General features: G+C 58.5%; 14 protein-coding genes. 5 read left to right on the forward strand and 9 right to left on the reverse strand.

What is annotated here, in order from left to right:
• The first annotated feature begins 88 nt into the window (after window positions 1-88).
• The 5 genes from ACYZT0_RS20660 (at window position 89) to ACYZT0_RS20680 (ending at window position 5393) form a co-directional block, all read left to right on the forward strand.
• The gene (locus ACYZT0_RS20660) at window positions 89-805 is read left to right on the forward strand and encodes a response regulator transcription factor (protein WP_462042768.1); all 717 of its coding nucleotides are present in this window, start codon (window positions 89-91) and stop codon (window positions 803-805) included.
• On the forward strand, window positions 802-2319 hold the full coding sequence (locus ACYZT0_RS20665; RefSeq protein ID WP_462042769.1) for a sensor histidine kinase: 1518 nt from the start codon (window positions 802-804) through the stop codon (window positions 2317-2319). The genes ACYZT0_RS20660 and ACYZT0_RS20665 overlap by 4 nt, the downstream gene beginning before the upstream one ends.
• A gap of 64 nt (window positions 2320-2383) precedes the next feature.
• On the forward strand, window positions 2384-2899 hold the full coding sequence (locus tag ACYZT0_RS20670; protein WP_462042770.1) for a hypothetical protein: 516 nt from the start codon (window positions 2384-2386) through the stop codon (window positions 2897-2899).
• Window positions 2900-3036: 137 nt separating this feature from the next.
• Window positions 3037-3741, forward strand: coding sequence for a hypothetical protein (locus tag ACYZT0_RS20675; RefSeq protein WP_462042771.1), 705 nt, complete (start codon window positions 3037-3039; stop codon window positions 3739-3741).
• A 221-nt stretch (window positions 3742-3962) separates the two neighbouring features.
• Window positions 3963-5393 carry an aminotransferase-like domain-containing protein gene (locus ACYZT0_RS20680; protein ID WP_462042772.1) on the forward strand — a complete coding sequence of 477 codons (1431 nt, stop codon included), beginning with the start codon at window positions 3963-3965 and terminating at the stop codon, window positions 5391-5393.
• 114 nt (window positions 5394-5507) lie between these two features.
• Here the strand turns inward: ACYZT0_RS20680 and ACYZT0_RS20685 are convergent, their stop codons facing one another.
• The 9 genes from ACYZT0_RS20685 to ACYZT0_RS20725 form a co-directional block, all read right to left on the reverse strand.
• On the reverse strand, window positions 5508-6308 hold the full coding sequence (locus tag ACYZT0_RS20685; RefSeq protein ID WP_462042773.1) for an N-acyl homoserine lactonase family protein: 801 nt from the start codon (window positions 6306-6308) through the stop codon (window positions 5508-5510).
• A gap of 14 nt (window positions 6309-6322) precedes the next feature.
• A complete protein-coding gene (locus tag ACYZT0_RS20690; RefSeq protein WP_462042774.1) occupies window positions 6323-7282 on the reverse strand; it encodes a diiron oxygenase in 960 nt (319 codons plus the stop codon).
• A gap of 66 nt (window positions 7283-7348) precedes the next feature.
• On the reverse strand, window positions 7349-8107 hold the full coding sequence (locus ACYZT0_RS20695) for a TauD/TfdA family dioxygenase (protein ID WP_462042775.1): 759 nt from the start codon (window positions 8105-8107) through the stop codon (window positions 7349-7351).
• A 21-nt stretch (window positions 8108-8128) separates the two neighbouring features.
• Window positions 8129-9001, reverse strand: a complete 873-nt coding sequence (locus tag ACYZT0_RS20700) for a branched-chain amino acid aminotransferase (protein WP_462042776.1) — start codon at window positions 8999-9001, stop codon at window positions 8129-8131.
• Between the two features lie 24 nt (window positions 9002-9025).
• Complete coding sequence (locus ACYZT0_RS20705; protein ID WP_462042777.1) at window positions 9026-10366, reverse strand: KamA family radical SAM protein; 1341 nt, start codon at window positions 10364-10366, stop codon at window positions 9026-9028.
• Between the two features lie 31 nt (window positions 10367-10397).
• Window positions 10398-11042, reverse strand: a complete 645-nt coding sequence (yfcF, locus tag ACYZT0_RS20710; RefSeq protein ID WP_462042778.1) for a glutathione transferase — start codon at window positions 11040-11042, stop codon at window positions 10398-10400.
• Window positions 11043-11267: 225 nt separating this feature from the next.
• Complete coding sequence (locus ACYZT0_RS20715) at window positions 11268-11732, reverse strand: cupin domain-containing protein (RefSeq protein WP_462042779.1); 465 nt, start codon at window positions 11730-11732, stop codon at window positions 11268-11270.
• Between the two features lie 84 nt (window positions 11733-11816).
• Entirely contained in the window at window positions 11817-12311 is a 495-nt protein-coding gene (locus ACYZT0_RS20720) for a RidA family protein (RefSeq protein ID WP_462042780.1), read from the reverse strand.
• Between the two features lie 50 nt (window positions 12312-12361).
• Window positions 12362-13642, reverse strand: a complete 1281-nt coding sequence (locus ACYZT0_RS20725) for an ATP-grasp domain-containing protein (protein ID WP_462042781.1) — start codon at window positions 13640-13642, stop codon at window positions 12362-12364.
• Window positions 13643-13647 lie beyond the last annotated feature (5 nt).

Genomic DNA, 13647 nt, shown 5'->3' on the forward strand with positions numbered 1-13647 from the left:
AATCCTCACGAGAAGTTAAACAATTCGTGATAACTCCGCCCCCGGAAAACCCGCACAATGCGCTCATTGCGCCGAAGGATTGAGCTTGATGGAACAGACCAAACGCGTCCTCGTGGTCGAGGACGACCTGCATATCGCCGACCTGATCTGCCTGCATCTACGCGATGAGCAGTTCGAGGTGGTGCACTGCGCCGATGGCGATGAAGGCATGCGACTGCTGCAGCAAGGAAGCTGGGACGCACTGATCCTCGACCTGATGTTGCCCGGCGTCGACGGCCTGGAAATCTGCCGCCGCGCCCGCGCCATGGCCCGCTACACACCGATCATCATTACCAGTGCGCGCTCCAGCGAAGTGCATCGAATTCTCGGGCTCGAACTCGGCGCCGACGATTACCTGGCCAAGCCCTTTTCGATGCTTGAACTGGTGGCCCGGGTCAAAGCGCTGTTGCGACGGGTCGAAGCCATGGCCCGCAACCTGAAAATGGACGCCGGCAGCCTGATCATGGACGGCCTCTCCATCGACCCGATCACTCGCGATGTGTCCCTTGACGGGCGCCGTCTCGACCTCACGCCACGGGAGTTCGACCTGTTGTATTTCTTCGCCCGTCAGCCCGGCAAAGTGTTCTCGCGCATGGACCTGCTCAACACGGTCTGGGGCTACAGCCATGAAGGCTACGAGCACACGGTCAACACACACATCAACCGCCTGCGGGCAAAGATTGAAGCGGATCCGGCACAACCGGTGCGCATCCTCACGGTGTGGGGACGAGGCTACAAATTCGTGGCAAAGGAGGAGCAGCCGTGAGACTGACCCTGACTCAGCGCCTGTCTGTGGTTTTCGCCGTGTTGCTGCTGGTGTGCTGCGGCACGTCGGCATGGTTGCAGGTGCGCTCCAACCAGATGCATGAGCTGGAAGTGGTGCAAGGGCTGTCGCGGGATCTGGCCCAGCACATTGCCCATGACACGGTGCTGATGGACACGAAAGGCCTGATGCCTGACGCCGTGCGCGACCTGTTCAGCCAGCTGATGCTGGTCAACCCCAGTGTCGAGGTGTATCTGCTCGACACCGAGGGCAAGATTGTCGGCAGTGCTGCGCCCGAGGGTCGGATACGCCGGGAGCGGGTCGACCTGGCGCCGATCCAGCGCCTGCTCAAGGGCGATACCCTGCCGGTTCTCGGCGACGATCCGCGCAGCGTCGATGGCCGCAAGGTGTTCAGCGCCGCGCCTTTACAGGTCAACGGCAAACCGGCGGGCTATCTCTATGTGGTGCTGCTCAGCGAAGAGCACGACCGCTTCGCCGAACGCGGCGCCACCAGCGCCGCCCTGAATACCGCACTGTTGTCCATCGGGCTGGTGGCGTTGCTGTGCCTGATTGCCGGTCTCACGGCATTTGCCCTCATCACACGCCCTTTGCGCCGTTTGACCGAAACTGTCAGCCAGTTCGATATAGATGGCGCTCCGGTAACGCCACCTTCATCCGTCCCGGTGGAAAAAGCCGCCAGCCACGATGAAATTGCCATACTCGACGCGGCCTTCCGGCAGATGCAAGCGCGCCTCGGTGAACAATGGCGTTCGTTGACTCGCCAGGATCAGGAACGCCGCGAACTGGTGGCAAACATCTCCCACGACCTGCGCACGCCTCTTGCCTCGCTGCATGGTTACCTGGAAACCTTGTCGGTCAAGGACGCCACGTTGTCCCCCACCGACCGCCGCCGTTACCTGGGCATCGCGCTGGATCAAAGCCGCAAGGTGGGTGGTCTGGCGCAATCGCTGCTGGAACTGGTGCGCCTGGAACATGGCTTTGTGCAGCCGGTGCTGGAGCGCTTCTCGCTGACCGATCTGGTGCAGGACATTTTCCAGAAATTCGAACTGACGGCCGAGGCGCGACAAGTCGAACTCAAGGCCACCTTCGCACCCAATGTTTCGGCCGCCTGCGCCGACCTGGGGTTGATCGAGCGGGTGCTGACCAACCTGTTCGACAACGCCCTGCGCCATACCCCCCGAGGTGGAGAAATCGAAGTTGGCCTGCGCCCTCAAGGGCCTTTTATCGAAGTCACCGTCAGCGACACCGGCCCCGGCATCGCCGCCCAATTGCGCGAAGGTCTGTTCCTGCGCCCGTTCAACATAGGCGGCGCACGGCGTGATGGCGGACTGGGGTTGCGGATCGTGCACCGGATCCTGCAATTGCACGGCCGCGAGATCCAGCTGATTGATGTTCCCGGACGCGGCGCGACCTTCCGCTTTTCGTTGGCGGTGGATCAGCAAACGGCCGAGCAATGGGCGGTTCGGTCGCTGAATTTGAATACGCTGGGGAAATAGTCGACTGTCTGGGCCACAACAACGACTAATATCCTGGCACCCATTTCGGCAAGGACGCTGCACGATGCTCAACACCCTGCAAAACACCCCGCTGTGGGTGTACGCGATATTTCTGCTGCTTTGTTACTACGGCGTCAAAGCCCTGTCCCCGACCTGTGAAAGCAAAACTTCATTGCTCCTCACACCGCCGCTTTTGCTGGGTTGGTCGCTTTATTCGCTGAACCTGATGCTGAATCCACAGCTTTCGGTTGGCTGCTGGTTGGCCGCGGTCATCCTGGGCGCTCTCGCGGCGCTGCTGATTTTCCCACGCAAGGGCATTGAACTGGATGATCCGCAAACCGGACTGATCGTGCCAGGCACAACAAAAACCCTGGTGCTCTACCTGCTGTTTTTTGCCGTGAACTATTACTTCGGCTACCAGATTGATGTTTACCCGGAACTGGCCGCCACCCTTGAGATGTTGCTGCTCAAGGCGTCGGCTTCAGGTTTTGTCTGTGGACTGATCAGCGGTCGGGCGTTGAAGTTCTATCGACTGCTGCTGACACTTCAGGCAAAACGCCTCCAGATAGCCGCCGGTTAAAAGTCGCAGTGCCAAAAATGATGACCAGCCGCCTGTTCATCCGTGACAACGCCGCCTCGGTCCAATAGATTAGGCGGCCTGAAAAGGCCCTGTGCTTTCTCGCCTCAACCCAAGTTAAAAGAAGTAGTGAAATTTCAATGTCCGATTCCAATACCGCTGAATCCGTAGTCACCTTGTCGTCCAAAGCGGAATACGAAAACTCCATCAATCTTTCACATCACGTGCCCCAGGCCAAGACCATCAGCGAGATGGTCCTGGACGCTTTCCAGTCCACCCGGGAAAGCGACCAGATCCGCGAGCTGCGCGCCGCGATTCGCCAGGCTCACGACAGCTTCGACGACGATAAAGCCTACGAATTGATGGGCGAACTCAAGCAACTCAAGGACGCTGAGACTGCCGACATTGCAGCCCTGGAAGACTTGAGCAGCAAATTCCCGATCAGCCGGATTCTCTCCAGCTTCAAGGACGATCCGGCGTTTCAGGAATTGGTCTACGGCCTCGCACTGAAGGTGCTGAACCAGACCCACCAGGCCATCAGCAACCCGAGCAGTGGCAAGAGCAAGGCTGCTCGCGCCAAGAAAGATGTCGAAGTGTTCACCATCAGCAAAGACGGCATCAGCGTCACGCTGCCGCTGCGCACCCCACGTTCGCGACTGAACGTTGACCGTAAAGCGCTGGAGTTCCTGGGCTTCACCTTCGTTGGCGAAGGCGAAGAAGCGGAGCTGGAAAGCGAGACCTTCCTGGACAATGCCGGGGCCGAACAAGCGGTTAACCGCAAGAACATCATCACCGCGCTTCAGCAGCAAACCGCGTTCGATGGCTACAGCATCGCCGCGCAGTAACACGATCCATCAGCGGCGCTTCGGGCGCCACTGACTTAAGAGCCCCGCCCTAGAGCGGGGCTTTTTATTGCCCGTGATTTCTCAAAACCGCGATTACTCTTCACGTATCAGCGGCAGAACAAACTCTTTCCCTTAACCCTTCAGCACCACGGGTCAGCCTGCAGGGAGCGTCATCTCACTTTCCAGCCCAAGACCTCAGTGGTGCGATTGCTGAGGTCAGCATGAACACGACGCCCCTTTACCGTCAGTTAGCCAATCACTACCTCGACGCGATCCGCAGCGGCACCTTGAAAACCGGGGAACGGTTTCCCTCCATTCGACTGATGATGGAAAAACACGCCGTCAGCCTGTCGACCGCGGTGCAGGTTTGCCGGGAACTCGAGGACTGTGGCGTGCTGGAAGCCCGTCCGCGCTCCGGCAACTACATTCGTCAGCCCGATACGTTGCCCAAACCCATCCCGATCGCACCTACCACGCCACTGGACATCGGCGTCTACGTCGGCATTCATGAACAGGTCTCATCGGTACTCAAGGCCAGTCAACGCGCGACGATCAAGGTCAATTTCGCCAGCGCCTTCTGCGCGCCGGAACTCTATCCGTTGAAGACCCTGCAAGACCATATGATCAAGGCGCTGCGGCACGATCCGCACTTGCTCGGCGCGGCGGGTTCCACCGGCGGCAACAGCACATTGCGCAATATCCTTGCCCGACGGGCGCTGACCACAAAGGCCAACCTGCCAGCAGAGAAGATTGTGATCACCAACGGCGCGACCGAAGCGATCAACCTGGCATTGCGCGCGGTCACCCAACCCGGCGACACCGTGGCGGTGGAGTCGCCGACCTTTTACGGTTTGCTGCAAATTCTTGAAAGCCTGAACCTGCGGGTACTGGAAGTTCCGGCGACTTCGCACGCGGGAATCAATCTGTTCGCCCTCGAACAACTGCTACAAGGCCCCGAACGGATTCAGGCGCTGATCGTCATTCCCAACCTGCAAAATCCGCTGGGCAGCATCATGCCCGACGCCAACAAGGCGCGGCTGGTGCAACTGTGTGCAGAGCACGCGACGGTGTTGATCGAAGACGACACTTATGGCGATCTGGTGGATACCGAGCAGCCGCTGTCCACGCTCAAGCACTGGGATCGCACCGACAACGTGATCTATTGCGCGTCCCTGAACAAAACCCTGGCACCGGGCATACGCCTGGGCTGGATCAGCGCGGGGAAATGGCACGACCGCGTGGAAATGCTCAAACATACCCAGACCCGGGGATGTGAGGCGTTGTCGCAACTGGCCGTCAGTGCGTTCATGAAGACGCCGTCCTACGAACGTTACCTGCGCCGTTTGAGGAAAATCCTGACTCAACAACGCCAGCAAATGAGCGCGGCGATCATTCGCTACTTTCCCGCTGGCACCTGCGTGACCAATCCTCAGGGCGGAACGTTGCTGTGGGTGGAACTGCCTCACCCCCATTCGTCCATGGCGTTTTTCCATGAGGCGTTGAAGGAGGGCATTCAGATTTCGCCTGGGGATATCTTTTCCAACGCCCAGCGTTTCAATCACTTTGTGCGCATCGGCTGCGGTGCGCCGTATTCACCGCGCATAGATGACGCGCTGGCGACCCTCGGCCAACTCCTCAAAAACCAGGGCTGACACACACCTTGTAGGAGCGAGGCTTGCCCGCGAAGAACGATCACTCGGTCCGTCAGAATGACCGCGTTATCGTTCTTCGCGGGCAAGCCTCGCTCCTACGGATCTGAGAGATCTTCAGATTGGTTTTTGGTGCAGGCAGATGATGTGCGGATCGTCATTCCAATGGGGGAAACGTTCGGCGATCAGAGGGTCATGACCGGGAATGACATGGTCTTCGCCGTCAGCCAGGCTATCGATGAGACCGAACGCCTCAAGCGTCTGCGCCAGATCATCAAGTATCGGAAACGGACTGCGCTGACGGATGTTGGCCCACAAGTGCGCAGCATCCGAGGCCAGAACAATCCACCCTCGAGCGGTATTCACCCGCACAACTTGGCTACCCGGTGTATGCCCGCCCACCGGGTGCAATGTCACTCCGGGAATCACCTCGACCGTACCGGTGTGCAAGCGCATCCGGCCTTCAAACAGCGGTGGAAGCGCCGACATCACATCGTCGACCTCGTAGGTTTTGTTCACCGTGTGATGGGCCATCTTCGGCCCGGTGCAGAAGCGCAGTTCCGCTTCTTGCAAATGCACCGTGGCCTTCGGGAAAAGCCCGAGGTTGCCAGCGTGATCCCAGTGCAAATGGGTAAGGATCAGGTTGTCGACCTGTGCCGGATCAATATCTAGTTGGCGTAGGGATTCTTCCGGCAGGCGATACATTTGACGGTTGCGCCGATCCGCCGTGGCCGGTTGGAAACAGGTATCAACCACGATCACCTGCTGCTCATTACGAATGACCCAGAAGTAGTAATCCAACGGCATCGACGCATTCGGATCACCACAGCAGGCGTCGTAGAGAAAGTTTTCCCGGGCGGTGCGCTGGGCATTGGCACCGACACGGATGGCGAACACTTCGTACACAGGAACGGACACATTCACCTCCTGATTCAGGCCGCTACGGTGGCTTTGAGGGTCGGACGGAAGTCGAAATCGATCTCGTCGCTGATGCCCAGATCCTTGGCCAGACGATGCAGGCCACTGTAGTCACGCATGATCGTGGCGTTCTTGTTGCTCTCCCGGGTGTCGGCGATGATCAGCTCGGCCTCTTCTACGCCTAGCTGCGTCAGAATCGCCTCCCACATCGAGTAGTCCTGAGCGACAAAGGCACTCAGCGCCACCGACAACGTGTGAGCGAAAAACGCCCGTTGCGGCGGTTGCATGTTCGTGTACATGACCTTCGCCACTTCGGCGAGAATCTTGCTGTGGGCATACTCATCGCGGTTATGCAGTTCGGCCACGCGGCGGTTTTGCGGTTGAATGCTCTGGTCGTCGGCCAGCAAATCCAGATAGGCGTTGACGCTGATCTCGGCCACCACTGCAAAGGTAATCGCCGCCAGGTCGCGCTGCCACGGCTCGGCCAGTTCTTCGCGCAGGGCGATCAGCCGCAGATAAGTGACCGACGGCGGCAAATCCAGATCCTGATCGAGCGCCCGCTCCACCTTGGTCCGTTCGATGGCCCGCAGGTGCATGAGCGTGTGGTAGTGCTCGTCGATCAACGTCTGCTGCATGGCCTCGCGAAAATGCCAGTCGTCCTTGCCCAGGTACTGATTGGCGATGACGCTCAACGCCGGGTTCACCACGTGTTCTTCCGCGGTCACCGTGCGCAGGTTGTAGCCGATCCAGCCCCAGGTCACCACGGTGCTTTTGAGTTCATCGCTCAGGGCCTGGAATTTCGGATGATGGAAAAACGGCACCATGCACTCCGGGTAATCCGGGCGCGTCGGATCGAACGCTTCACTGGCTTCGACCTTGTCCGGTGCACACACCGTGGCCCTTTTGGTCCACGCCTGATTAAGCCGCACGACCAGTTGATGATCGACCTTGGCGATCTCGATTGCTGTTTGCATGACGCGATACCTGTAGGACGCGTACCCGATGACGGGTACGCCAATAGAGTTAAGGTGACGGATGAATCAGGCCAGCCAATAGCGGGTCAGGTTTCGCGCCGGGTCAGTGTATCGACTGCGGGCGTGGATCATTCGCCAGTTGTCCCAGATCAGCAGGCATCCGTCGGGAATCAGCACCGGGGTGTGGTGCTGCACGAAATGCGCTTCACCCAGAACGGCAAACCTGGCCAGTGGCGAGGCGCTATTGGCGACTTGCGAGTGCAGCAGATCTTCCTTGGAAGGATTCACATCGCCGTAGTGAAACTGGTTGTAGCTGAAGCGGAAAATGTCCCCTTCTTCTGTAGGCGTCAGGATGTATTCCCTGACCCGGCACTGAGCCGCTTCGCCAGGCTTGGCGGTAGCGACAAACTCCACAGGCGTGTCGTCGATCCATTCCCGCAGCTCGGGATCGGTGCGTTCGAGAAACGCCAGGAATTCATAACCATCCACCAGCCCTGTATGCCCGCCACCGCACGTCGCCTGTTGATGACAATGCAGCGCCAGGTAGCGCGGCGGCGGTCCGTACACTGGCGCTTCGGTGTGTGGGCCGATTCCGTTCATGCTCTGGGAATACGGCAAGTCTTCGTACCCCGGCTTGCGGGTGATGGCGAAGGCGGTCTGCCCATTGAATTGCGGAATGACCGGGCCGAACTCATGCAGCGTACCGACGACATCGTCGGCGAACTCGTCCGGCGTCAGCACCGTCCAGCCTCGCGCCGACAATTCCTCGTGACGGTGGCCCAATGAAACGTAAGGTTTAGACGCAACAATCCCTTGATCTGTCATGGTGATATTCCTGGCTGTTTATCAGGCGTTTACGGTTGAGGTGTAAGCGGCAATGAATTCGCGGCAAGCGTTGCCCGGTCGATAGCGCTGTTCATCAATGCGCTGCACGGGCGTGATTTCGGCAGCGGTGCCGGTGAGAAAGCACTCGTCGAAGTCACCAAGCTCCGTAGGAACAATGGTTCGCTCGACCACCTGGTAGTCCAACGTATTGGCCAGTTCGATGACGGTCTGACGAGTAATGCCATTGAGGAAACAATCCGGCACCGGGGTGTGCAACGTCCGACCTTTGACGAAGAACACGTTGGCGCTGGTGGCTTCGGCAACATTGCCGCGCCAGTCGAGCATCAAGGCGTCGTGGTAACCGCTGTTTTCAGCATCGTGCTTGCTCAGCGTGGCAATCTGATAATGCCCGGATGCCTTGGCTTCAAACGGACTGCAACTGGGTGGCGGACGACGCCACTCGGCGGTTTTCAAACGAATGCCGGCCATGTGCCCGGCCGGATCGAAATAGCTCGGCCATTGCCAGCAGGCAATCGCCACATGGACGCGGTTGAAGCGGGCCGAGGTGGAAATCATTTCACTGCCACGCCAGGCCACCGGCCGCAGATAACCGTCGACCACCTTGTTGCGTTGCAGCAGCTCATGGCTGGCCGCTTCCAGTTCGGCAAGCTCATAGGGAATGACGAAATCCATCAACGTCGCCGAGCGATACAACCGCTCGCTGTGTTCGCGCAGTTTGAAAATTTTGCCGTTGTAGACACGCTCCCCTTCATACACCGTGCTCGCGTAATGCAGGCCGTGGGTCAGCACATGCAGCCGTGCCTGTGACCACTCGACGAACTCGCCGTCGAGCCAGATGAAACCTTCTCGCTGATCAAACGGGATACCGCTCATATCCATATCTCCTAAAGAATCGTCCTACGCCGTTTCGAGCAGAACCGGTATTAATTCGGGTACCGCCACAGGCTCGGTCTGAAAGAAGAACGACCGCTCACCAAACGCTGGCCGCAACTCATCGAACCAGGTCGCCCGGGGATCGAAGCGCGCGTAGAAGGTGCGTAACACCCATTGCGGATCACGAGCCTGAAGGAACTGCAACACGAAGACTTTTTCTCCGGCCACGGTTTCGATGCCGTTGATCAACACCTTGCCGTAGAAGGTGCTCATGGACGGACCGCGAACCGTGCGCGCCAATCCAGACACCGTGCGGTACGCCGCCTGAAAGATCTCGAACGCCCGGGCCAGTGGCATCGCGAAGTAATGGCTGGGGCCGGTATCACGCTCGACGAACATGTAATAAGGCACCGCGCCGAGCCGCACGCCTTCGGTCCAGAGCGCGGCCCAGTCGGCGGGATTCTCGTTGATGTGCCGAATCACGGGTGCCTGCATGCGCAATGTCGCGCCGCTGGAACGAATACGTTCGACGGCCTGACGGGCGATGTCCTGGCGGATCTCCACCGGGTGGTTGTAGTGACCCATGATCGAGAGATTTTTCCCCGCCGCGACGATCCGCTTAAACAGCTCCAGCAGCTCGGGCGCGTCCTTGTCGCTGACAAACCGTTGCGGCCAATACGCCACGGATTTGGTGCCGATGCGGATGCTTTTCAGGTGAGGCAATGCCAGCAACGGCTCGATGTACCCCGCCAGCGAGCGGGTATTCATGATCATCGGATCACCACCGGTGATCAGCACGTCGGTGACTTCGGTGTGCACGCGCAGGTAACTCACCAGCTCCTGGGATTCACGCGCATTGAACTTGAGTTCTTCTTCGCCGATGAACTGGGCCCAGCGGAAACAGAACGTGCAGTAGGCGTGACAGGTCTGACCGGCACCGGGGAAAAACAGTACGGTTTCACGGTACTTGTGCTGAATGCCCGGCAGGACTTTTCCGTCGAGGGTCACGCCGTTATGGGTCAGCTGCCCGGCCGGATGCGGATTCATGCGCAGCCAGATCTCCTCGATCCGACGCTTGATGGCGACGGCATCATCCCGTTCGATCAGTTGCTTGAGCGCCGCGTACTCGTCCGGCAGCAGCATGTCTTTGTGGGGAAAGGTCATGCGGAAAATCGGATCATCCGGGATGTTGTTCCAGTCGATCAACGTGCCCAGTACGTATTCATTGGTGCGAAACGGCATGACACGTGCCACGACGGTCATGGCTTCCTGCAGCGCTGGCGTCAGTTTCTGCCAGTACGGTGTGTCTCGAATGGTGCGTGAGTTATAGGGCTTGTATCTTTCCTGCTCCAACATTCCCTGCATGGCAGCGCTCCTGGTGAATGGCTGACGGTGCTTACTGGATGGCCGGCGCTTTGCGCTCTATGTCCATCCATGCCCGAACACTGTCGCGATCCCATTGGCGGCGGACATATGCGGCAAGTCGGGCGGGAACCTGATCACCATTAGCGACCAGTCGGTTGAGCATGATTGCCAGGTCGGTGTCGGCAATGCTCCAGTCACCGAACAGATGCTCGGCGCCCCCCTCCAGCAATCGATCGGCGACAAAGAACAACCGGTCGACGGCGGCCAGGGCATCGTCGGACAGCGGAGTATCTTTTTTGCCGAAATAAATAAGATCCGCCGGACGTTCTTTGCGAATGACCAACAAATCGCTGCGCAACCAGGCCTGGAGTTGACGGGCGCGTGCTCGCTGTTTGATGTCCTGTGGCAATAGCTTTTTATGCCCCGGCGCTATTTCTTCCAGGTATTCGGCAATGGCCGAAGATTCCGACAATGCGAATTCCTGGTGAATGAGCGTGGGAATCTTGCAGGTGAGCGACAGATCACGATAACTCGCCTGATCGTTCTCTCGCGCTTTCAAATCCAGCGTAACCAGCTCAAATGAAAGTTGCTTTTCCTTTAACGCAACAAAAGCCGACATCGCAAAGGCACTGACATAATCTGCGCCGACATATAACTTTAGCTTGTTACTTTCCATAGAACGCTCCCTTGCATTAACCACGTTAATCCGTTGCCTTGGAAGTGATCGTAGTTAGTTGATCAAGCGCTGAACAGATACAGAAATTATCTGTTTCTATCGATACAGAAAGTTCCAAAGCGCAGATCGCCAGGAGGATTTGCAGGGGCTGCAGAAAAGAAAAAGGGAGTCAGCGAACGCTGACTCCCTGGTGTGCAACGAAGGGAAAATGACGGCTGGCAGTGATCAGGTCTGGCTGGCCAAATGGGAGAGCAGCGCCATTTGCGGCATGTTGCTCATGTTCAGCATCGCCAGCGGCTCGTCGTCGCTGGTGTTGACGAAGCCGTGTCTGGTCCACGCCGGCACCAGCAGCACATCGCCAATGCTGACACTCACTTCATCCGCATCGCCCAAGGTCAACGCGCCGCGGCCGGACTGAATGATGAACAGGTGCCACCACGAATGAGCATGCCCGTTCAACACCGCACCGGGTTTCAACCATTGCATGGACACCGCCATCCCTGGCGTCAACTTACAACCTTCGATGCTGTTGTCCTGGGCCAGCGCGACAATATCGATTTCGCTGGCCTGGAGGCTCTGACGCATGTCTGTCAATTCACCACTCTTCCACACCCGTGCACTGAGCGACGGCTGGTGCAAACTCTGGCGAAAGTCCTTATATGAAAAAAACGCACCTTGAACGTTATTCATCCGCGAGTTCCAACTTATTGTGTTTACCTGAATGACCGAACCTTAGGCCAACCATTCAGCACTGTAAAGCCGAACAACTAACACTTATAACGCTGACGGTTTCAGCGCTGCGATCATGTCAACTTCGATCGCGGCATTTTTCGGCAATTGATAAACACCCACGGTCGTTCGAGTATGTTTACCGGCATCCCCCAACACATGGCTGAATACATCCGATGCGCCGTTGGCCACTTCGCTGAGATCGACAAAATCCGCCGTGGATTTCACATAAACCGTCACCCGTATCAGTGACTTGATTTTATCCAGCGAACCAATGGCATCCACGATCAGCGCGAGCCCGCGCATCGCGCTGATACTGGCTGCCGCTTGAGCATCCGCCATGTTCAATTCCAGGCCGACTCTTCCGGGGTACTGAATTTCGCCATTCATGCGGGGCACCAGACCACTGACGTACAGTTCGTCGTGATGCCGAATCAGCGGGGCATAATGCCCGCCGGCGGTGTTCTCGTCGTAGATGTCGTAGCCGAGTTCTTTTGCCAGTTCGATGAAACGCTCATCGCAGCTCTTTTGCTTAATCATTTACCAAACCCTCTGAATCAATAACGCAAAAAAACACAGGCCCCACCGGCTCAGCCACACGCCCTCGTCGCCGGTGCCAGGCAGGTGACCTCGACGCAAGACTCGATCGCTTCTGCCAGTCGCAGAAGGTTGTCGCTGAGCTGCCCGTAGTCTTCGCTGAACAACACGATGTGGCCGATGAATGACGTGTTGTCTTGTACCAATGCCGTGACCGAATCACCGACGCGCTTGGCATACAGCGCTTCCACCAGTTCGAAGTTCATTTTCCGGGCCAGCGACTCAATGTCCGGCGTGGAGCGCAAAAGACCACCGGCCGGTGCTCTGAGCAGGCGGATGCCGCAATAGCCTCGGGCGACAGGATCGTGGGGTTCGGTCTGGCCTTCCACCGCCCATCTGACCCAGCGTTCCCACGGATCGAAATCCACAAACGCCAGCCGGGCCAGGTCCCAGATGTGCATGCCGCCGGGACGCATGTTGGTTTCCACCGCCGAGGTCAGGCCGTCGCTGCGCAGAAACACTTCGTTGTGATAAGCGCCGTTATCCCGCGAGACCAGCCCGGACATGTGCCGACCGGCAGCCGCCAATCGCGCCTGCACATCGGCCGCCAACGGCGCGGGCACCACTTGCTGGATTTCCGCGCGATAGGCGCCTTCAGTGGTGGTTTTCTCGGTGACCCAAGTGCTGCCGGCGACGTAGTCCCAGCTGTATTCCCGGGCGTTCTGGATCAGCTCTTCGAGCACGATCCCGTCTTCGCGATATGGCTTGAGTGCCTGCCAGGCCTCGTCGCATTCGGACGGATGATGGATGACCCGACAACCTCTGCTCGCCCCTTCGCAGGCCGGCTTGATGAATGCTTTGCCGCCCAGTTCGACGACCCTCTGACGCAATTCGGGCAGACTCTCGATGCGTGCGGAAAACACCGGACGGTAATGCTCCGGTGACGTGTCGGCAGCCGCTTCCAGCTTGCGAAAAATCTGTTTATCCAGCCCCGCCCGCGCCTCGCCCGGGGTGATGCCGGGCAGGCCGAAATGGCTGGCCAGCGCGGCGCCGAGCAGCACGCCACGGTCGGAAAAAGGCAAAACCCCGATCAACTTCCAGCGATCGGCGTTCAGACAACCCACCACCAGTTCGAGGGAGGCTGCCACGTCTTCGGGCGCCAGTGAAGTGCTGCAGACGTGATCCGCCACCTGATTGTCATCGGGCTGAATCTGCTCGACCAGCAGGATGAGCCGGGCGTTATAAAGCGTCTTGCAGAGCTCGCGCAGTTTCTGGATATCGTGAACCCGATTGCCGTTGTACCCGACCACTACTACGCATGACGTCGTATTCATGAAGC

The sequence above is a fragment of the Pseudomonas sp. ZS1P83 genome, from assembly GCF_054897825.1.

Coding starts and splice junctions, on each gene's coding strand:
- ACYZT0_RS20660 (WP_462042768.1), top strand. CDS start 89: ATGGAACAGACCAAACGCGTCCTCGTGGTCGAGGACGACCTGCATATC.
- ACYZT0_RS20670 (WP_462042770.1), top strand. CDS start 2,384: ATGCTCAACACCCTGCAAAACACCCCGCTGTGGGTGTACGCGATATTT.
- ACYZT0_RS20675 (WP_462042771.1), top strand. CDS start 3,037: ATGTCCGATTCCAATACCGCTGAATCCGTAGTCACCTTGTCGTCCAAA.
- ACYZT0_RS20680 (WP_462042772.1), top strand. CDS start 3,963: ATGAACACGACGCCCCTTTACCGTCAGTTAGCCAATCACTACCTCGAC.
- ACYZT0_RS20690 (WP_462042774.1), bottom strand. CDS start 7,282: ATGCAAACAGCAATCGAGATCGCCAAGGTCGATCATCAACTGGTCGTG.
- ACYZT0_RS20695 (WP_462042775.1), bottom strand. CDS start 8,107: ATGACAGATCAAGGGATTGTTGCGTCTAAACCTTACGTTTCATTGGGC.
- ACYZT0_RS20700 (WP_462042776.1), bottom strand. CDS start 9,001: ATGAGCGGTATCCCGTTTGATCAGCGAGAAGGTTTCATCTGGCTCGAC.
- ACYZT0_RS20705 (WP_462042777.1), bottom strand. CDS start 10,366: ATGCAGGGAATGTTGGAGCAGGAAAGATACAAGCCCTATAACTCACGC.
- yfcF (WP_462042778.1), bottom strand. CDS start 11,042: ATGGAAAGTAACAAGCTAAAGTTATATGTCGGCGCAGATTATGTCAGT.
- ACYZT0_RS20715 (WP_462042779.1), bottom strand. CDS start 11,732: ATGAATAACGTTCAAGGTGCGTTTTTTTCATATAAGGACTTTCGCCAG.
- ACYZT0_RS20720 (WP_462042780.1), bottom strand. CDS start 12,311: ATGATTAAGCAAAAGAGCTGCGATGAGCGTTTCATCGAACTGGCAAAA.
- ACYZT0_RS20725 (WP_462042781.1), bottom strand. CDS start 13,642: ATGAATACGACGTCATGCGTAGTAGTGGTCGGGTACAACGGCAATCGG.